The organism is Nocardia araoensis NBRC 100135 (assembly GCF_000308435.1).
In the GTDB taxonomy this organism is placed as follows: Bacteria; Actinomycetota; Actinomycetes; order Mycobacteriales; family Mycobacteriaceae; genus Nocardia; species Nocardia araoensis.
In genome coordinates, this window is record NZ_BAFR01000148.1 from 37136 (window position 1) to 56990 (window position 19855).

General features: G+C 70.6%; 18 protein-coding genes and 1 pseudogene. 8 read left to right on the plus strand and 11 right to left on the minus strand.

The features are described from left to right. Positions 1-8: 8 nt before the first annotated feature. A complete protein-coding gene (locus tag ON21_RS20455; RefSeq protein WP_039799918.1) occupies positions 9-773 on the minus strand; it encodes an IclR family transcriptional regulator in 765 nt (254 codons plus the stop codon). 256 nt (positions 774-1029) lie between these two features. Between ON21_RS20455 and ON21_RS20460 the strand changes: the two genes are divergently transcribed. The 3 genes from ON21_RS20460 to glpD are packed head-to-tail and all read left to right on the plus strand — an operon-like array spanning position 1030 to position 5130. Beyond that, entirely contained in the window at positions 1030-1839 is an 810-nt protein-coding gene (locus ON21_RS20460; protein WP_039799919.1) for an MIP/aquaporin family protein, read from the plus strand. 39 nt (positions 1840-1878) lie between these two features. Continuing rightward, on the plus strand, positions 1879-3399 hold the full coding sequence (glpK, locus tag ON21_RS20465) for a glycerol kinase GlpK (RefSeq protein WP_039799920.1): 1521 nt from the start codon (positions 1879-1881) through the stop codon (positions 3397-3399). A gap of 51 nt (positions 3400-3450) precedes the next feature. Further along, positions 3451-5130, plus strand: coding sequence for a glycerol-3-phosphate dehydrogenase (gene glpD, locus ON21_RS20470; RefSeq protein WP_039799921.1), 1680 nt, complete (start codon positions 3451-3453; stop codon positions 5128-5130). A 4-nt stretch (positions 5131-5134) separates the two neighbouring features. On the opposite strand, the gene ON21_RS39290 is transcribed toward glpD, so the two are convergent. Beyond that, on the minus strand, positions 5135-5299 hold the full coding sequence (locus tag ON21_RS39290) for a hypothetical protein (RefSeq protein WP_169332714.1): 165 nt from the start codon (positions 5297-5299) through the stop codon (positions 5135-5137). A 107-nt stretch (positions 5300-5406) separates the two neighbouring features. On the opposite strand from ON21_RS39290, the gene ON21_RS20475 reads away from it, so the two are divergent. Then, positions 5407-6081: a class I SAM-dependent methyltransferase gene (locus ON21_RS20475; RefSeq protein WP_039799922.1), complete on the plus strand. Its 675-nt coding sequence runs from the start codon at positions 5407-5409 to the stop codon at positions 6079-6081. A 10-nt stretch (positions 6082-6091) separates the two neighbouring features. Here the strand turns inward: ON21_RS20475 and ON21_RS20480 are convergent, their stop codons facing one another. From ON21_RS20480 to ON21_RS20490, 3 genes are read right to left on the minus strand one after another with little or no spacing between them, the layout of a single operon-like run. Then, the gene (locus ON21_RS20480; RefSeq protein ID WP_039799923.1) at positions 6092-7354 is read right to left on the minus strand and encodes an acyl-CoA dehydrogenase family protein; all 1263 of its coding nucleotides are present in this window, start codon (positions 7352-7354) and stop codon (positions 6092-6094) included. A gap of 6 nt (positions 7355-7360) precedes the next feature. Then, on the minus strand, positions 7361-8356 hold the full coding sequence (locus ON21_RS20485) for a phosphotransferase family protein (protein ID WP_039799960.1): 996 nt from the start codon (positions 8354-8356) through the stop codon (positions 7361-7363). Continuing rightward, positions 8353-8649: a DUF6285 domain-containing protein gene (locus ON21_RS20490; protein ID WP_039799924.1), complete on the minus strand. Its 297-nt coding sequence runs from the start codon at positions 8647-8649 to the stop codon at positions 8353-8355. Before ON21_RS20490 ends, ON21_RS20485 begins: the two co-directional genes overlap by 4 nt. A gap of 510 nt (positions 8650-9159) precedes the next feature. Between ON21_RS20490 and ON21_RS20495 the strand changes: the two genes are divergently transcribed. Further along, a complete protein-coding gene (locus ON21_RS20495; protein ID WP_039799925.1) occupies positions 9160-10383 on the plus strand; it encodes a L,D-transpeptidase in 1224 nt (407 codons plus the stop codon). Positions 10384-10625: 242 nt separating this feature from the next. Here the strand turns inward: ON21_RS20495 and ON21_RS20500 are convergent, their stop codons facing one another. Further along, on the minus strand, positions 10626-12041 hold the full coding sequence (locus ON21_RS20500) for an aminotransferase-like domain-containing protein (protein ID WP_039799961.1): 1416 nt from the start codon (positions 12039-12041) through the stop codon (positions 10626-10628). Between the two features lie 64 nt (positions 12042-12105). Here ON21_RS20500 and ON21_RS20505 point away from each other — a divergent pair, with 64 nt between their 5' ends. After that, positions 12106-12435 (plus strand): cupin domain-containing protein, encoded by a 330-nt coding sequence (locus tag ON21_RS20505; protein WP_039799926.1) that lies wholly within the window; start codon positions 12106-12108, stop codon positions 12433-12435. Positions 12436-12481: 46 nt separating this feature from the next. Here the strand turns inward: ON21_RS20505 and ON21_RS20510 are convergent, their stop codons facing one another. Continuing rightward, complete coding sequence (locus ON21_RS20510; RefSeq protein ID WP_039799927.1) at positions 12482-12952, minus strand: winged helix-turn-helix transcriptional regulator; 471 nt, start codon at positions 12950-12952, stop codon at positions 12482-12484. A 106-nt stretch (positions 12953-13058) separates the two neighbouring features. On the opposite strand from ON21_RS20510, the gene ON21_RS20515 reads away from it, so the two are divergent. Then, entirely contained in the window at positions 13059-14312 is a 1254-nt protein-coding gene (locus tag ON21_RS20515; protein ID WP_039799928.1) for a cytochrome P450, read from the plus strand. A 1-nt stretch (position 14313) separates the two neighbouring features. Here ON21_RS20515 and ON21_RS20520 read toward each other — a convergent pair whose 3' ends face one another. From ON21_RS20520 to ON21_RS40825, 3 genes and pseudogenes are all read right to left on the minus strand, one after another. Continuing rightward, positions 14314-14967: an SDR family NAD(P)-dependent oxidoreductase gene (locus tag ON21_RS20520; protein WP_039799930.1), complete on the minus strand. Its 654-nt coding sequence runs from the start codon at positions 14965-14967 to the stop codon at positions 14314-14316. A 37-nt stretch (positions 14968-15004) separates the two neighbouring features. Further along, entirely contained in the window at positions 15005-15457 is a 453-nt protein-coding gene (locus ON21_RS40820) for an SRPBCC family protein (RefSeq protein ID WP_083880763.1), read from the minus strand. A gap of 399 nt (positions 15458-15856) precedes the next feature. Further along, positions 15857-16966, minus strand: a pseudogene (locus ON21_RS40825) (FUSC family protein); the annotation flags it as partial. 230 nt (positions 16967-17196) lie between these two features. Here ON21_RS40825 and ON21_RS20530 point away from each other — a divergent pair. Beyond that, positions 17197-18615, plus strand: coding sequence for an amidase (locus ON21_RS20530; RefSeq protein ID WP_039799931.1), 1419 nt, complete (start codon positions 17197-17199; stop codon positions 18613-18615). Positions 18616-18788: 173 nt separating this feature from the next. On the opposite strand, the gene ON21_RS20535 is transcribed toward ON21_RS20530, so the two are convergent. Next, a complete protein-coding gene (locus tag ON21_RS20535) occupies positions 18789-19802 on the minus strand; it encodes a cation diffusion facilitator family transporter (RefSeq protein ID WP_218004115.1) in 1014 nt (337 codons plus the stop codon). Positions 19803-19855: the final 53 nt, after the last annotated feature.

Below are 19855 nucleotides of genomic sequence, written 5' to 3' on the forward strand. Positions count from 1 at the left end.
GACGAAAGTCAATGGCCCGCAGCGAGATCGCGCGACACCGCCCGCGCGGCGTCGAGCACATGACCGACCAGCGCGGGCCGGTGCCGCAACTGGGCGTCACAGAGCCGGTCCACCGCGCCGGTGATGCCGATGGCGCCGACCACGAGTCCACCAGGGGCGCGGATCGGCGCCGCGATTCCCGCCTCCCCTGTGCGGAATTCCTCGGTGTCGCCCGCCCATCCGGCCTGTCGAACGCCGCCGAGCGCCCTGGCGAGCGCGGTGCGGTCGACCAAGGTGCGGTGTGTGAGCGGGGCGAGTTCGGCGCGGCGCGTCGTGGCGGCCAGGTCGGCGTCGTAGGCGAGCAGGACCTTGCCCAGCGCGGTGGCGTGCGGCGGCAGCAGTTCGCCGAGTTCGAGCGCCTGCTGGGTGTTGTCCGGCCGGAACACGTGATGCACCACGACCACCGCGCCGTCCATCGGCGCACCGATCCGCACCGACTCGCCCGTGCGCGCGGCGAGTGCGTCGGCCCAGTTGATCGCGCGGGAGCGCAACTCGTTCGCGTCGAGGTAGCTGGTGCCCAGGTGCAGCAGCGCCGCGCCCAGTTGGTACTTGCCGGTGGCCGGGTCCTGTTCGACGAAACCCACGCCTTGGAGGGTGCGCAGGATGCCGTGCGCGGTCGGCTTGGGCAGATCGAGCGCGCCCGCGATGTCGCCCACGCCGAGCCGCCCGGAACCACGGGCCAGCAGCCGCAGCACGGCCGCCGCCCGTTCGATCGATTGGATCGCACCCGGCATGTCGGAAAACCTACCCGCGTCCTGATTCGACAATGTCGAACGATTGGTAATACCTGAGCAACATCATCGAAACCCAGTGTGAGCTGCGCCATACATCCTCCTCGCCGGTCGGACGGTAGCGGCGCCGCCTTCCGGCAACCAGTCGAGGCGTTCGACAATGTCGAACGGCAGCGGTATCCGGGTCCGACATCCCACCGTAATTTCCGTTTCACGCACGGTCGCGTCCGCGACCTGCGGGGCGAACGGAGGCTCAACGATGAACTTCGGCTCGATCTTCCTCAGCGAAGCGCTGGGCACAGGTGTGCTGGTGCTGCTCGGGGTCGGTGTGGTCGCGAACGTATTGCTGGCGAAGTCCAAAGGTTTGGACGGCGGCTGGCTGCTGATCAACGTGGGATGGGGGTTCGCCGTCCTGGCGGGCGTCTACGTCGCGTACAAGACCGGCGGTCATCTGAATCCCGCGGTCACCGTCGGCATCCTGTTCAGCGGCGCCGACGAGTTCGCCCCCGGCATCGCGATCTCCGGATCGACGACGCTCGCCTACCTCAGCGGCCAATTCGCCGGCGCGTTCCTCGGCGCGACCGTCGCCTACGTGGCCTACAAGCGCCACTTCGACGCCGAGACCGACGAGGAGAAGAAGCTCGCGGTGTTCGCCACCGGCCCCGCGATTCGCGCCCTGCGCTGGAACTTCGTCACCGAGGTGATCGGTACGTTCACCCTCGTCCTGGTGATCCTCACCTTCGGCCACACCCCGAGCGGGCTCGGCCCGGCCGCCGCCGCGCTCCTGGTCGTCGGCATCGGCGCCTCGCTGGGCGGGCCGACCGGATACGCCATCAACCCCGCCCGCGATCTCGGTCCCCGCATCGCGCACGCGCTGCTGCCGCTGAGCAAGCCCGCGCCCGTCGAGGCGGTCCTGGTCCCGGTCGGCGCGGGCGCCCCCGCACCGGCCGAATCGACCCACGCCGTATCGCGCGGCAAGGACTCCGACTGGGGTTACGCCTGGGTGCCGGTGCTCGGTCCGCTGTTGGGCGGCGCGCTGGCCGGACTCGCCGCGCAGTTCCTGTTCTGAACCCTTCTCTCTTCCCAGTAGCTTCCCGAAAGGACCGCGATGAGCCAGTACGTCGGCGCCATCGACCAGGGCACCACGAGCACCCGCTTCATGGTGTTCGACCACAGTGGCAACGAGGTCGCCCGCCACCAGCTCGAGCACGAGCAGATCCTGCCGCGCCCGGGCTGGGTGGAGCACAATCCGACCGAGATCTGGGAGCGCACCCGCGCGGTCATCCAGACCACCCTGACCAAGGCCGATCTCGTCGCGAGCGACTTGGCCGCGGTCGGCGTCACCAACCAGCGCGAGACCACGGTGGTGTGGAACCGCAAGACCGGGCGGCCGTACTGCAACGCGATCGTCTGGCAGGACACCCGCACCGACCGCATCGCCGCCGAACTGGAACGAGCCGGGCACGGCGACACCATCCGGCGCAAGTCGGGCCTGCCGCCGGCCACCTACTTCTCCGGCGGCAAGCTGCGCTGGATCCTCGAAAACGTCCCGGGTGTGGCCGAGGACGCCGAACGCGGCGACGCGCTGTTCGGCACCACCGACACCTGGCTGCTGTGGCAGCTGACCGGCGGAGTCGACGGCGGCGTGCACGTCACCGACCCGACCAACGCCAGCCGCACCATGCTGATGAACCTGGAGACCCTGGACTGGGACGACGAACTGCTGTCGGTGTTCGGGGTACCGCGCGCGATGCTGCCCACGATCGCGCCGTCGGCGAACCCCGACCTGTTCGGCACCACCCGCGCCGACGGGCCGTTCGGCGGCGCGGTTCCGCTGGCGGGCGTGCTCGGCGACCAGCAGGCCGCCACCGTGGGGCAGGTCTGCTTCCGTCCCGGCGAGGCGAAGAACACCTACGGCACCGGCAACTTCCTGTTGCTCAACACCGGAACCGAGATCGTCCGCTCGCAGCACGGCCTGCTGACCACGGTGGCCTACCAGTTGGGCGGGGAGAAGCCGGTGTACGCGCTGGAAGGCTCGATCGCGGTGACCGGCTCGGCGGTGCAGTGGCTGCGCGACCAGCTGGGCATCATCTCCGGTGCGGCGCAGAGTGAATCGCTGGCCCGGCAGGCCGAGGACAACGGCGGGGTGTACTTCGTGCCCGCGTTCTCCGGATTGTTCGCGCCGTACTGGCGCTCGGACGCGCGAGGCGCGATCGTCGGCCTGTCCCGCTACAGCACCAACGCCCATCTCGCCCGGGCGACGCTGGAATCGATCTGCTACCAGACCCGCGACGTGGTCGAGGCGATGCAGGCCGACTCCGGCGTGCGGCTGGACGTACTGCGGGTGGACGGCGGCGTCACCGCCAACGAGCTGTGCATGCAGTTGCAGGCCGACTTCCTCGGCGTGCCGGTGTCGCGTCCGGTGGTCGCCGAGACCACCGCGCTCGGCGCGGCCTACGCGGCGGGGCTGGCGGTCGGCTTCTGGAACGACACCGACGAGCTGGAACAGAACTGGAACGAAGCCAAGCGCTGGCATCCGACCTGGTCGGCGGAGCAGCGCGAGCGTGGCTACGCGCGCTGGAAGAAGGCCGTCGCCCGCACCCTCGACTGGATCGACGTCGACGAATGAGGGGCGACGCCGTCCTACCCGAATAACACCGAAACAAGGAGAGATACCGCTGTGTCCGCACGATTGGACGCCCAGTACCGCGCCCGCGCGGTGAACGCACTCGGCGACACCGAGATCGACGTACTCGTCATCGGCGGCGGCGTGGTCGGCGCGGGCGCCGCCCTCGACGCCGCCTCCCGCGGCCTGACCGTGACCCTGGTGGAGGCCAGAGACTTCGCGGCGGGCACCTCGAGCCGCTCCAGCAAACTCATCCACGGTGGCCTGCGCTACCTGGAGCAGCTGGACTTCTGGCTGGTGCGGGAGGCGCTGAAGGAACGTAGCCTGCTGCTGCACCGGCTGGCCCCGCACCTGGTACGGCCCGTATCGTTCCTGCTGCCCTTGCGGCATCGGGTCTGGGAGCGCGCCTACATCGGCGCGGGCGTCGCCCTGTACGACACCATCGGCGGCGCCCGCGCGCTGCCGATGCACCGGCACCTGTCGCGCACCCGCGCGCTGGAGCTGGCGCCCGCGCTGCGCGAGGACGCGCTCACCGGAGCGATCCGATACTTCGACGCGCAGGTCGACGACGCCAGGCACACGATGATGATCGCGCGCACCGCCGCCCAGCACGGCGCCACCGTGCTCACCCGCACCAAGGTGACGGCGCTGCTGCGCGACGGCGAACGTGTCGTCGGCGCGGAGGTCACCGACCTCGAAACCGGCCGGGTGCACAATATCCGCGCGCGCCGGGTGATCAGCGCCACCGGGGTGTGGACCGACGAGATGAACCGGATGACCGGCGTGGAGTTCCCGTTCCACGTCCGTATGTCCAAGGGCGTGCACATCCTGGTGCCGCGCCATCGCCTGCATCTGGACACCGGCCTGATCATGCGCACCGAGAAGAGCGTGCTGTTCGTCATCCCCTGGCACGGACACTGGATCATCGGCACCACCGACACGGACTGGTCGCTGAGCAAGGACCATCCCGCCGCCAGCGACGCCGACGTGCAGTATCTGCTCGACCACGTCAACCGGGTGCTGCGCGAGCCGATCACCCGCGACGACATCGTCGGGACCTACGCGGGGCTGCGACCGCTGCTGTCCGGCGCGTCGGCCGACACCGCGACGCTCTCGCGGGAGCACGCGGTCGCCGAACCCGTCCCCGGACTGTTCGTGATCGCGGGCGGCAAGTACACCACCTACCGGGTGATGGCCGCCGACGTCGTGGACGCGGCGGTGGCGGGGCTCGGCCGCGCGGTCGCCCCTTCGGTGACCGAACACCTGCCGATCCTCGGCGCGGTGGGCTACCAGGAACTCGCGGCCGACCTCGACAGTCTCGCGCAACGCGCGGGCCTGCCGCGAGCGACGGTCGAGCGTCTGCTCGGCCGCTACGGATCGGCGATCACCGATCTGTTCGAACTGATCGCCCGCGAGCCCGAACTGGGCCGTCCGCTCACCGGCGCGCCGGAGTACCTGGGCGCGGAGGCGGTGTACGCGGTGACGCACGAGGGCGCGCTGCACCTGGACGACGTGCTCACCCGCCGCACCCGCGTCTCCATCGAAGCCGCCGACCGCGGTCTCGCCGCCGCGCCCGAGGTGGCCTGGCTGATCGGCGCGCACCTCGGATGGGACGCCGCCGCCACCGAGCGGGAGATCAGCCGCTACCGCGAGCGGGTGCGCGCCGAACTGGCCGCCAACCAGGCGGCCGACGACGAGTCCGCGAACGCGGCCAGGATGGTCGCCGTGGCCTGAGCGTTCACTGATCCATGCCGCTGTGGCCGTGCGGGGTCGACTCGTCGGTCTCGAGTTGCTCACCGGCGGGGTGCTCGTCGGCGTGCGTCGGTTTGGTGTGCTCGTCGGCGAAATCCGCGTCCTGCTGCATCGACTCCGCCGTTTCGGGATCGATATTCGGTGTGCTCATAACCCGCGCGTACCCACGCCCACCGCGTCGACGCAGCCCACATGGTCCGGGCCGCGCGGCCGTGTCGGGTTGACCTCAACGGCGGTTGAGGATGAAGCATGGGTCGTATGACTCGTCCAGTGGAAATGTGGAACACCGTCTACGACAACGACACCGCCCCCTGGGTGATCGGCGAGCCGCAACCGGCCATCGTCGCGCTGGAGCGGGAGGGCGGCATCACCGGCCGTGTGCTCGACCCGGGCTGCGGCGCGGGTGAGCACACGATCCTGCTGACTCGACTGGGATACGACGTGCGCGGAATCGATATGTCGCCGAGTGCGGTGGCGTACGCGCGCGCCAATGCGGCCGAGCAAGGTGTGCCGTCGGCCGCGTTCGAGGTGGCCGACGCGCTCGCCCTCGGCGACCGGCCGGACTTCTCCGGTGACCCGCCCGGCTCCGCGCCCGCGTTCGACACCGTCGTCGACAGCGCGCTGTTCCACGTCTTCGGGACCGACGACGAGGCGCGCGCCGCGTACGTTCGCAGTCTGCACGCGGTGTGCAAGCCGGGCGGCACGGTCTATGTCCTCGCACTTTCGGATGTCGAGCCGGGGTTCGGCCCACGGATCAGCGACACCGTGATACGGGAGTCGTTCCGCGACGGCTGGACGCTGGAGGACCTGTGGGCCACCGAGTACCGCGGACGGATCACCGATCTGGTGGCGCAGGAGGCGGCGGACCTGGAGGTCTCCGAGTCCGGCAAGGTCGACGCCGCCGCCTGGCTGGCCCGCATCCGCCGCCTCTGAACCGTCCGCCTCACACGCCCTTCGGCGCTTTGCCGCCCATGAAGCCGAACAGGTAGCCCGCGACGCGCCGCATCTGGATCTCCTCGGCGCCCTCGGTGATCCGGTAGCGCCTGTGGTGCCGGTAGATGTGCTCGAACGGCTTGTGCCGGGAGTAGCCGAGGCCGCCGTGCACCTGCATGGCCCGGTCGGCGGCCTCGCAGCACAACCGGTTGGCCCAGTAGTTGCACATCGAGACCTGCTCGGAGACGGCGAACGTGCCGTAGGTGTCCATCGACCACGCGGTCTTGTGGATCAAGGCGCGCAACATCTCGCACTGGGTGTGCAACTCCACCAAGGGGAACTGGATCGCCTGGTTTGCGGCCAGCGGCTTGCCGAAAGGCTTGCGCTGTTTGGCGTAAGCCACCGACTGGTCGATGCAGTACTGCGCCGCACCGAGGCTGGACGCGGCCTGGCGGATGCGGTTCTCGTTGAAGAAGTGCTGGACCACCGCCAAGCCGCGTCCCTCGCCGCCGAAGACGGCGGTGTCGGGGACCCGGACGCCGTCCAGCGCGACCCTGGCGTGGTCGGTGGGCATGTTGAAGGTCCAGAGGTACTCCTCGACGACGAACCCCGGCGCGTCGGTGGGCACCAGGAACGCCGTGATGCCCGCGGCGTCGCCGGGGCCGCCCGCGGTGCGCGCGAAGATCAGGTCGGCGTCGGCGATGTGCACGCCGGTGTTCCAGGTCTTGCGCCCGGTGATCACCCAGCCGTCGCCGTCGCGGACCGCCGAGGTCTCCATGTGCGTCGCGTCGGAGCCGTGCTCGGGCTCGGTGATGCCGAAGGCGAAGAACTTCGTTCCCGACGCCAGCCCGTCCACCCACTCCGCCTGCTGGTCGGGCGTGCCGTACTCGAGCATCAGCAGCAGGCCCACATTGTTGGCCACGATGGCGTGCTCGTTCTGCAGATCGCAGTGCAATCCGAGGCCGCGGCGGGCCAGGTGCTCGCGGATCACGGCCATGCCGAGGTTGGTGCCGTCGCGCCCGCCGTATCGCGCGGGGAACGCGTACCGCAGGTGCCCGGCGGCGTCGGCGCGCCTGCGGACCTCGGCCAGCAGCTCCTCCCACTCCGCGTTCGGCAGCCCGCCGCGCTCCCAGTCGGTGCGGGCGTCCTCGCGGCGGTGGTCGAAGAAGCGGATGTTGTCGTCGGCCTGCTCGAGCGGAGTGATCTCCCGTTCGATGAACGCGTCGAGTTCGGCCAGGTAGTCGACCAGTTCCACGGGTAGCTCGAAATCCATCGGCAGTCAGCCCTTCGCAGTGGGTCGGATCTGCATCAGCAGGTCCCATTCGATTTCCGACACGCGGCGCCCGCTGGCCGCCATCACGATGTCGCGCACGCTGCCGTCCCGATGGGCCGCGGCCTGCCCGGCCAATCCGACGCCCCAGCCGAGCGTGCACATCGCCTTCCACCAGCGGAACCGGTCTTCGTCGAAGCTGCCGCCGCCGCGGTGGTATCCGCGCAGGAACGCCTCGCGGTCCGCGAGGCCCCCGAATTCCCGGTCGTCCGCGCGGAAGCGCCACATGCGCAGGGCAGGCCAGGCCACGTCGCGCATCGGATCGCCTTGGCGCTGCGCGCCCTCCCAGTCGAGCACGGCGCGCAGTCCATCCGGGCCGACGACGATATTGCCGTTGCGCAGGTCGGTATGCAGCAGCGCGGTGCGCGGCGGCGCGGGCGGGCAGTGGCGTTCCAGCCAGCGCAGCGCCAAGGCGAACACCGGGCGGTCCGGCAGGAGTGCGCGCACCTGCCCACCGGCCTCGATCAGTTGGCGCTCGGGGTCGGCAACCGCGGCGGGCAGCCGCGCGGGCGCGGCCGCCGGGTCGATCGCGTGCAGGCGGCCCATGGCCTCGCCCACTTGCTCGGCGACCCGTTCACCGAGGCCCGACGCCTCGACCAGTCGTAACACCTTGCGCGGCACGGTCTCTCCGTCGATGCGTTCGGAGACCACGAACGGGCCGCCGACATAGGCCGCGTCGGTGCAGATCGCCACCACGGGCGGCACCGGAACGCCGTGGGTGCGCGCCAGCTCCCGGACGGCGGCCTCCACGTCGACCGGGACCAGCTCGATCGCGTCCGGCACGATGGTCGCCACCAGGCGGCGCGTCCCACCGCCGAGATCGGCCTCGAAGGCGACGTTGCGACGGCGGGCGCCCGCGGAGAGGTATTCGACGTTCGACACCGTCACCGCGCGGGTCCCGGACCCGAGGAACTCGGCCAGGCCGCGTGCCAGGTCGGCGCTCACTCGGCCGCCCACTCGTCGTACCCCGGCTTGGCGATCGCCAGATCGGCCCGCACGACGGAGACCAGCGCCGCCCAGAGCTGCTCGTCATCGCCCTCTGCCACGGCGGCGAGCAGCTCACGCTCCCGCTCGGCCGCGGCGGGGCCGGACTCGATCTCCCTGCGCACGATCCTGGCGAGGTTGGCCCCCACCCGCGCCTTGTGCTGCAATCCCGCGGGCAGGGCGGGCAGCAGCGTCTCCTCCAGCAGCTCGGCGAGCGAGTCCAGCAACTCCGCTGCCGATGGGCGATTCTGCATTCGTTCCCCTCGGTCGACTCCGGCCCTCAGCATGGCACGCGTCCGCGCGGTCCCGATCGGTACTTTCGGCCGTCAGCCGTGGCCGCGCAGTCGTAGCAGTCCGGCTGTCGTGGCGCGGAAACCGGTCGCCGCCGTCCCACGCCACGTTGACGAATCCGGCCAGCGCACGCTCGACCGTCCGTGCGGTGACCCAGCCGAGGCTGTGCCGCACGGCGCGGTCCCACCAGCCCGGGTCGGGGTCGCCGCCGTGCGATCTCGTCAAGTCGATCATTTCGCTGTCGGTCAGCGCACCTCGCCATCGATAGTCGATCTCCATGCGGGGTGAATGTATGGCGGGTCGCGGCCGGAAGCCAGCGGTTTACCCGCCTGAACGTTTCCTTTGTGACGGCTGGGAATACGCCGTGGGTGAACTTCTGCTCGAGGTCGTGCCGGGGACGATCGGTAAACTGCGCTGGGGAAAGTGGGCGCGCGTGCGCCGTTCGTTGCGCCGGGCGAGCACAGGGAGAATGCATGGCGATCAGTCGCGTCCGAACCGGAATCGTCGCGGGGTTCGCCCTGGTCATGGCGGTGATCGTCGGGGCGTGCTCGTCTTCGCCGGGGCCAGGCGGCACACCGGGTGCGGCGGGTCCGGCGTCCGCGCCGATCACCATCACGCCCGCTTCCGGGGCACGCAATGTCGATCCGCTGGCGCCGGTCCAGGTGAGCACCGCCGACGGCCAGCTCACTTCGGTCACCATGACCAACGAGCAGGGCAAGACGGTCGAGGGGATCATGACGCCGGACAAGACCGCGTGGAAGCCCACCGAGCCGCTCGGCTACGGCCGCACCTACACCGTGACCGCGGAGGGCTTGAGCATCACCGGCCGGACCGGCCCGACCACCTCGACCTTCGCCACGCTGACTCCCAACAACCAGACGAAGGTGTCGCTGACCACCACGGGCGGCACGCCGCTGTCCGACGGCGGCACGTTCGGCGTCGGCACCGTGGTGGTGGCCCACTTCGACGAGGACATTCCCGACCGCGCCGCCGCCGAGAAGCACCTCTCGGTCACCACCGATCCGCCGGTGGAGGGCTCCTGGTACTGGCTGGACGACCGCAACGCGCACTGGCGTCCGAGGGAGTACTACGCGCCGGGCACGAAGGTCAAGGTGGCGGCGAACGTCTACGGCCAGGAGCTGGGCGGCGGCCTCTACGGCCAAGAGGACACCAAGACCACGTTCACCATCGGCGCGTCCCACGTGTCGATCGCCGATGACAACACCAAACAGGTCCAGGTCTTCGAGAACGGCAGGTTGATCCGCACCATGCCGACTTCGATGGGCAGGGGCGGCAGCGAGGTCGTCGGGGGCAAGACCATCACGTTCTGGACCCAGCCCGGGATCTACACGGTCATGGACAAGGCCAATCCGGTGATCATGGATTCCTCCACCTACGGCCTGCCGATCAACTCCCGCCTCGGCTACAAGGAGGCCATCGGCTGGGCCACCCGGATCAGCACCGACGGCATCTACCTGCATCAGCTCGACTCGACGATCTGGGCCCAGGGCAACACCGACGTCTCGCACGGCTGCCTCAATCTCAGCGGCGAGAACGCCCAGTGGTTCTTCAATTTCGCCGTCCCCGGTGACGTGGTGGAGATCCGCAACACCGGCGGCGCCCCGCTGGAAGTCTGGCAGAACGGTGACTGGGGTGTGCCCTGGGATCAGTGGGTGCGGGGCAGCGCGCTCCGCTAGCGCCGACACACTGGCCGGTCTTGCCGATGGCGGGAAGCTGCACTACATTCCTGCACTCGCGAGACCACCAGGTCTCCCCTCCCCGCGCGACGTACCGCGAGGGCACCGCGTTGACGATCGGAGCCGGCTCGATGGCGATGCTGCTGTACTACCTACTCCTACCGCTCTATCTGGCCGAAGCTTTCGTCGACCTGCTGGATTGAGCTGGGACCGATACAGCGCGATCGTCGCCGGTACACCACTCATAAGGCCAGCTGGGCCGGGGAGCGCGTCGAACGTTCCGGCGGGCGGTAGTCCTGCCAGGCCGCGGCCAGGCGGGCGACGGCGGTCGTTGTCACCTCGGCCGAATGCCGGAAATGCAGCCGAACCCGGTCCGCGCTGCCGCCCGCGGCGTCGAGGCCGCTACCGGCGAGGACCGCGACGCCGTGCCGCAACGCCGTCTGGGCGAAGGAGTCGCCGTCGCCGTAGGGAAGCCGGGCCCAGAGCGTCTGGCCCCCGCGTACCGGCGGCACCGTCCAGTCGGGCAGCCCGTCGGCCAGTGCCCTCAGCAACGCGTCGTGCTGGGATTCGCGGTGTGCGGCAGCGCCGCGGCAGAGCCGGTCGAGGTCCGGCAGCAACCTGGCCGCGGCCAGCTGCGCGGGAATGCTGCCGCCGAGATCGTGTACCGCACGCAACCGGGTCAGCCGCTCGATCACCGGGACCGAGGCGCGGATCCAGCCGACCCGCAGCCCGCCCCATACGCACTTGCTCAGCGATCCGACCGAGACGACGCTGTCCGCGTCGGCCGCCAACGGCGGCACCACTTCACCCGGGAAGCCGAGATCCGCGAGTACTTCGTCGGCGATCAGCATGGTGCCGGCCATCGCCGCCAACTCCGCGACCCGCTGCCGGTGCAGCCGGGAAAGCACGGTGCCGGTGGGGTTCTGGAAGGCCGGTGTGAAGTAGGCGAAGGCAGGCCGCTGGGCCCGCACGGCCGCCTCGAATCCGGCGAAACCGACCGGCAGCGTCGCCAGCACCGCCGACTCCTCCCGAAACGCCTCCAGCGCACCGGGATAGGTGGGCGCCTCGACCAGCACCCGGTCTCCCGGCCGTACGAACGCACGGGCCAGCAGTGACAATGCCTGCTGGCCACCGCTGGTGACCAGGATCCGGTCCGGCGACGTGGGCGCGCCAAGCCGGGTGTAGCGCTCCGCGATGGCCGCGCGCAACGACGCGTGACCGGCCGGGTGATAGCCGATGCCTGACGCTGCCAGCTCCGGCACGATCGCCGTCAGCGCGGCGGCCACCTCGGCGGGCGCCGCCTGTGGCGCGGCACAGGCCAGCGAGATCACGCCCGTGTCCGGCTCCAGAAGGTGCAAGAACATAGGGGCGCTGGTGGTGTCGGGCACTGGCGCCATGGCAGCGCCCGCGACCCGGGTGCCGCTGCCCCGTCGCCGCACGACGCGCCCCTCGGACTCCAGCAGCACGTACGCCGCTGTCACCGTGTTGCGGCCGACGGCAAGGATTTTCGCGAAGACCCGCTCGGGGGGCAGCAGCGCGCCCGGCGGCAGCTCGCCCGCATCGATCAGTCGGCGCAGCCGGGTCGCGAGCAGCAGATACAGCGGGCCACGGCCCGTCGACCAGCGGCCGAGGCGCTGCATCACATCAATTGGCTCCATCAGCGAGCCAATTGTGCCCGATTGGCCCTTTCCCCACCAGTCGGTCGCGGGCACGATCGCGGTCATGAGCAACCGCGACAGTGTCTCGATTCCCGCCGCCCTCGACGCGCTGCCAGGGCCGTTCCAGCAGCGAGAACTGGCTCGGGTCAACGAATCCGTGGTGCGCGTGGCGCAGATCGAAGGCGAGTTCCCCTGGCACCACCACGACGAGGACGAGCTGTTCCTGTGCTGGGACGGCACCTTCCGCATCGAGCTCGACGGCACGACCGCGGTCACCCTCGGCCCGGGCGATCTCTTCGTGGTTCCCCGCGGCCTGCGGCACCGCCCGGTCGCCGACTCGCCCGCCCACATCGTGCTGATCGAGCATCCCGAGACCGAGCAGTACGGCAACTGACGCGCCGGACGGCTGGGCTGACGTCCAGCGTGGGCTGGGCGCGCCCTCAGCCGGCTTGCTCGGCCCCCGGCGGCTGATGGAAGCCGGGACCGGCCTTGGGTTCCACGTCGCGCGGGTCGATCGGTTCGCGGCAGTGGTCACAGACCAGCATGGGTGAGGTCTCGTGTCCGCAGCCGCGGTGTTCCAGGACGATCGGCCTGCCCTCCGGCCCGGTCAGGTGGTTGTCGCCCCAGACCATCATCGCCGTGACGATCGGATACAGCTCGCGGCCCGCCGCGGTGAGGCGGTAGTCGACCCGCCCGCCGCCGTGGTCGGTGCGGGTGAAGATTCCCGCGTCGATCAGCATGCGCAGGCGACTGGTGAGCAGATTGCGGTTGGTGATGCCGACATTGCGCGCGAAGTCGCTGAAGCGGTGGACCCCGAAGAACGCTTCGGCGATGAGCAGGATGGTCCACCGGTCGCCGAGCAGTTCGACGACGCGGGTGACCGAATCGTCGACCGGGCGCCGCAGTGTCATGGCGACATTTTCGCATCCCCTAGCGGTATTGCTTTCCTACCAACGGTATCGGAATAATACCGTTCAAGCCCGGTGCCCGCTCCGGGCCGGACCGCTGGGAGTGTCGATGACGACCACGAACCACCCGACCGACGACTACGTGCGCCTGCTCGACCCGGCGGTGCGGCCGGATCCGTACCCCGTCTTCGCGCGGCTGCGCGACTCCGGCGCGTTCCGGATCGGCACGGCTCCGGTGATCGTGCTGACCCACTACGCCGACTGCGCCGCCGTGCTGCGCGATCCGCGCGCGAGCGTCGACCGGTCACTGGCCCGGTTGCAGCTCGGTTCGATGCCGATCCACGACGGCACGCGCGCGGACGGTGCGGCCGAGGCGAAACCCTCGTTCCTGTTCCTCGATCCGCCCGACCACACTCGCCTGCGCCGCCTGGTGTCCAAGGCGTTCACCCCGCGCGTCGTGCGGCGGCTGGAGCCGCGGATCGCCGAGATCGTCGACGACCTGCTCGACCAGCGCGCCGGCGCGGGAAACTTCGACGCCGTCGATCACTTCGCCTATCCGCTGCCGGTGACCGTGATCTGCGAGCTGCTCGGCGTCCCGCTGGCGGACGAAGCCCGGCTGAACGCATGGTCCGCGCTGCTGTCGCGCACGCTCGACCCGACTTCCCGCGCGGCCGCCCAGTTCCGCGCCGACCCGGCGGAGATCCAGCGCGCCGGGACCGAGCTGTACGCCTACTTCGAAGAACTCACCGACCGCCGCCGCCATGCTCCCGGCCCGGATCTGCTGTCCGAGCTCATCGCCGCCGAAGACGCCGGAGACTCGCTCACCCACGAGGAACTGATCTCGACCTGCGCACTGCTGCTGGTCGCCGGGCACGAGACGACCGTCAACCTGATCGCCAACGCGACCCTCGCCCTGCTGCGCAGGCCGGACGAACTCGCCGCCCTGCGCGCGGACCCGGAGCGGGCGGCGGGCGTCGTCGAGGAGACGCTGCGTTTCGACCCGCCGGCCCAGTTGATCCCGCGCATCGCCGCCGACGACCTGACTGTCGGCGGCACGGACATCCAGCGCGGCGATCTGGTTGTGCTGCTGATCGCCGCCGCGCACCGCGACCCCGCGGTGTTCGACGACCCCGACCGATTCGACCCGGCGCGCGCAAACCGCCACCTGGCCTTCGGCCTCGGGGCCCACTTCTGCGTCGGCGCTCCCTTGGCCCGCCTGGAGGCGCGGGTGGCGTTGACCCGATTCGCGCAGCGGGTCGAATCACCCACGCTGACGGTCGACCCGCCACCGTATCGCGAGCACGTCAATCTGCGCGGGCCCGCGCACCTGCCCATCGAGTTCGCGGCGATCCGGCCGAAGTAGTTCAGCCGTCGTAGGAGACGTGTGGTGTCCACCCCTCGGCGGAGCGTGTCGCCGCCGCGTGCAGCGCCGCGGCGACCCGCTCCCGCGTGAACGCTCCCTCCCCCAGAACGCCGTTGATCTGCACCGCGACCGCTCGGATGCCTTCCGGCGCCAGGGTGGCGTCCACACTGGTGACCAGGTTGCGCACCGCCGCCTTCTGGACGCCGAGCGAAGCGGCCCGATGCCAGGGCTTGTCCGCAGCCGCGCTACCGGTGACCAGCACGCGGGCGCCCTCGGACAGGAAGGGACGCGCCGCTTGCACGGCGGGCAGCAGCGCCCCGGCGCCCACGGTGACGTCCTCGAGCAATTCGGCGAGCGAGAGCCGCAATGGATCGGCCTCACGGAAGACGCTGGGATTGAAATGCAACACGTCGATACGGCCGTGCCGCTCGCCCACTCCCGCGACGACTCGGGCCACGTCCGCGGCATCGCGCAGATCCACGCCGACGCCCTGCGCGTCGAACCCTTCCTCACGCAACTGTTCCGCCAGAGGTTCGGCCTCCTCGGGAAGCCGGCAGGCCAGCACCGCGGTGAAGCCGTCGGCGGCGAACAGGCGGGCGACCGACAGCCCGACACCGGGACCGGCGCCGAGCACCAGGAGCACGGGAGCGGTCATGCTTTGCCGCCTCGGGTACGGCGGCTGCGCGGCCGGATCATTCGACGACGGCCTTGATCCGCTCGAGGGTCTCGCGCATTCCCTCGACATTGGTCTTGCCGCGCGCCCACCCGGCCAGCAACCAATACACCCGCAGCACCGGATTGCTGTGCAACTGAAAAGATTCGGTGACCTCGGTGCCGCCGTCCACCGGTTGGAAAACGTAGCGCCAGGTGTTGATCGGCATGCCGCGGGGTCCGAGCACGGTGAACGCGAACTCGCGCCCCGGCTCGCAGGCGACGATGCGGCACACCGTCGCGTACTTCAGCCCCCAGCCGTTGCGGTTGACATGACCGCGGAACTTCACGCCGACCGCGGGCCCGGTGGCGCCGCCGAGCCACTCCGCGGCGAACGTCTCCGGACTGAATCGCCCGGTGTTCTCGATGTCGCTGACCAGTTCCCAGATCTTCTCCGCCGGGGCGGCCATCCGGACCGTGACGCTGTCGTGCATGCGCCGAACGCTAGCAGGCGGTCCGGCCGTCGCTCCCGGCCGCGATCGGGCCGCCGCCAAGCGGGCCGCCCAGCCCTCCACGTCCGCCAGCCGCTGCCCCGGCCGCAGCACCCAGCAGGCGGCGAGCAGATCGTGACCGAAGTGCGCCAACGCCGCGTGCTCCGGCCAGTACTCGCGGGTCCACTCCGGGTCGTCGGTCGCCGAGTCGATGCCGCTGCGCACCACACCGACCAGCTCGAATTGCAGATGCTGGACCAGCACCCACGCTTCGGCGTCCATCGGCTCGCGGCGCAGCCGGTCGAGCAGAGCGCGGGCGGCGCCGCGCACGCGGTGTTCGAGCCGGTGGAAGGTGCGCCGGTGCCCTCGGGGTGCGACACCGTGCAGCGCGAGCACGGCGACGGCGACACCGATCAGCGTCTCCCACAGCCGATCGCGGATCACGGGTCCGATCGGGCCGCCCGTGGTGGCGACGCCACCCGCGATCAGGGCGACCGGGGTGATGAAGACCACGGCCAGCGCGTAATTGCGCGGCACGAACAGCTCGATGCAGAACTGCAGCGCGGCGACCAGCGCGATCAATGCGTAACCGGTCGGCCCGAGCTGGTAGATGAGCGCGAACAGGCCGAGGCCCGCGATGGTGCCGACGAATCGGTGGATGGCCCGGACCTGTCCGCGTACTCGGTCGGGTCCGGTCTGCAACACGATCAGGGCACTGAGCACCGCCCAGTGCGGCCGATCCAGACCGAGCAGGGCACTCAGCGCACCCGCGCCAAGGCACCCCGCGGCGACACGCATCGCGCTGATCGCCGCGTGCGAGGAGAACGACAGGGAACGCTCGAGCCGGAAGCCGATGCCGGGGCGGGCGAACGAGACCAAGGGGTCGACCAGCAGATCGTCGGTGTCGTCGTCGGGGGCGTGCCCGGCCAGGTTGTGCCGCGCATCCTGCAAGGTGGCCAGCAGCTCGGCTTCCCCGGGATCCGAGGGCAGGCCGGCGTCGTAGACCGCGGCCCACGCGTCCGCCATCGCCGCGCCGGCCCGGTGGCGCAGGTCGATGGCGGGCGTTCCCGCCTCCCGCGCCGCGACGTAGGCGTCGACCGCTTGGACCGCCGCGCCCACCGCCATCCGTTCGGGGTTGCGGCGATCCCGCAGCACCCCGGCCATCGAAACGACGACCGACGCGACGACACCGCAGGCCGTGCAGAACAACAGCGTCAACACCGCGGTCCCGGCCTCCGCGGCTTTCATCGCGCCCGCGCAGACCAGCGCGAAGAACAGTGCACTCGGTGGGCCGAGCCGCAGCGCGTCGATGACGAACACGGCCACGACCGCGATCGCCGACACCACGACGACCATGAGCAGGGATGACCCGAACCCGGTGTCCAGCAGACCGCCGATCAGCGCGCCGACACCGCAGGCGGCCAGCAGCGCCGCGCCGGCCGCGACGACGACCCGGCCGCGCACCCGGAACGGCCGCCCCTCGCCGTACAGCACGGCGAAGGCGCCGAACATGACGAACACCGCCGCATCCGGATGGCCGAGCCCGGTGATGATCGTGGCGGGGACGCCGAACGCGAGCGCGGCGCGCAGTGCCACGCTCCACCGCCTACCCGCGGGCGGCAAGGCGAACAACAGCGAGCCGACCCGGCCCTTCGGTGGCACCGGATCCGGGTATGTCGCGGCCACCTGCTGTCCTTCCTGTTCTGGACGACCTACCTGGTGCACACATTAGATTCGAGGACATGACCGCCGACGCTCATATTCCGCTACCCACGCGCGTCCACGCCTTCGGCGACGACGCGCTGGGTGATCACGACGCCGTCGCCCTGGCCACGCTCGTGCGCGACGGCGCGGTCTCGCCGCGCGAACTCGCCGCCGCCGCGGTGGCACGCGCCGAGCGGGTGGAACAGCTGGCGGCCGTCGCCTACCGGAGCTACGTCCAACCGCTACTGCCCGCGGAGCCGACCGGCGCCTTCTACGGCGTGCCCAGTTTCGTGAAGGACAACACGGACGTCGCGGGCATGCCGACCAATCAGGGCACTGCCGCCTTCCGCGCGCGGCCCGCCCGCGCGCACAGCGGTTACACGCGGCAGTTCCTCAGCACCGGTCTGACCGTGCTCGGCAAGAGCGCCATGCCCGAATTCGGTTTCAACGCCAGCAGCGAGACCCCGCATCTCGCGCCCACGCGCAATCCGTGGCACACCGGCCATTCGGTGGGCGGCTCGTCGGGCGGAGCTGCCGCGCTGGTGGCGGCGGGTGTCGTGCCGATCGCGCACGGCAACGACGGCGGCGGCTCCATTCGGATTCCGGCGGCATGCGCCGGGCTGGTCGGCTTGAAACCGACGCGGGGGCGGCACGTGGTGTCCGGACTGGCTCGCACGCTGCCGGTCGACATCGTCAGTGAAGGCGTGCTGACCAGGACGGTGCGCGATACGGCGGCGTATACCGCCGCGGCCGAACGCTATTGGCGCAACCCCGCGCTCCAGCCGATCGGCCGCGTCGACGGTCCCCCGACCCGGCGCATGCGGGTAGCGCTGGTGCTCGACAATCTCGCCGGGCCGCTGGCCGCCGGGCCGACCCGGGCGGCCGTCGAGAGTGTTGCCCGCACACTCGAATCCAGTGGCCATTCGGTCGAACCGGTGCCGCTGCCGTTCGGCGCCACGATCGAGAGCGCCTTCCTGCACTACTGGGGCCTGCTCGCCGCCGCCATCACCTCGACGGGCCGGTTCCTCGACCGCCGGTTCGACGCACGCCGAGTGGACGACCTGACCGCCGGCCTGCGCTCCTTGTTCCTGCGCCGGGCACTGCACGCCCCGCTCACGCTCTACCGGCTCCGCGCGGCGGCGGCTACCTACGAGAAGGCACTCGGCCCCTACGACGCGGTGCTGCTTCCCACGCTCGGTCACACCACGCCGGAGCTCGGCTATCTCAGCCCGACCGTGCCGTTCGACGAACTCATCGAGCGGTTGCGCGCCTACGTCTGCTTCACGCCGATCAACAACATCACCGGCACACCGGCCATCACGGTGCCCGCGGGCCTGAGCGACACCGGACTGCCCGTCGGCGTGCAGTTCGCCACCACCCGCGGCAATGAGCGCACCCTACTGGAGCTGGCCTATCTGATCGAGGCCGAGCGGCCGTTCCCCCGCCTGGATCGCTGAGCCGTTCCGACCCGGATCCGCCGCGACCGCGTTCGCTCGGCCGAAACCATCGCCCTCATGCGAGATCAGGCGCAGCAGGGTGGCGGCTGCCTGTCGGGTGGAGACCGCCGTGGCCGAGGTCGTCTACGCGTAGGTCCGGCTCGACATTGTTCGTGCGAGTCGGGCGCGGTAGGTCAGGGCGCGATGGCGTTCGCCGCGGACGACGGACGGTCGCGGTGCACGGGCCCATGGGCGTCGTCGCAGTGGTCTTCCAGCACCGGCAGCAGGCGCTGCGCGTCCGCCACGGCAGAGGAGGCGACGGTGTGGGAGTGGTCGACCTGCAACGTGGTGTGGGTGATGCCGTAGTCGTGGTCGAGCGCGTGCTCGATCCGCTGGCGCAGGCCGTGGCAGTCGGCGCCCGGGCGGACCAATACGTGCGCCGACAACGCGATGTCACCGGAGGTGATCTGCCAGACGTGCAGGTCGTGCACCTCATCGACGCCGTCGAGGTCCACCAGCCTGCGCCCCAGCGCATCCGGATCGACGCCCGCGGGCGCCGCCTCCAGGAAGATCCGGCCGGATTCGCGGACCAGTCCGAGCCCCGCCTTGACCATCAGCGCGACGACGATCAGCGTGGCGATCGCGTCCGCCCTGGCGAAGCCGGTGGTCAGCACGACGAGGCCGGCCACGGCGGTGGCGATGAACCCGTACAGGTCGTTGAGCACATGCTGGAAGGCGCCCTCCACGTTGAGGCTCGCGCGATTGGCCTTGCTGATCGCCCAGGTGGCCGCGATGTTGACCACCACACCGGCCAGCGCGGTCGCCAGCACCAGCCCGCCGGTCACCTCGGGCGGCTCCAGCAGGCGGCGCACGGCCTCGTAGGTGAGCCAGCCCGCCAGCACGAGCAGTGTGACGCCGTTGGCCTGCGCCGAGAGGATCTCGGCGCGCTTGTAGCCGTAGGTGTACTTGCCGTTCGCTGGCCGCGCCGCGAGCCGGATCGCGATGAGCGCGAGGACAATGGACGCGGCGTCGGTGAGCATGTGGGCCGCGTCGGACAGCAGGGCCAGCGAGTTGGCCAGCAGGCCGATCACGACCTCGACGGACATGAAGCCGACGATGAGGGCGAGCGCGATGGTCAGCCACCTACGATCGGCCTGACCGGAGAGCGCGTGACCGTGCCCGTGCGCGTGACCGTGTTCGTGTCCCATCGACCCAGCCCTTTCCGACTTCTGATGTATGCGCATATCTGCATCTGTTTCGT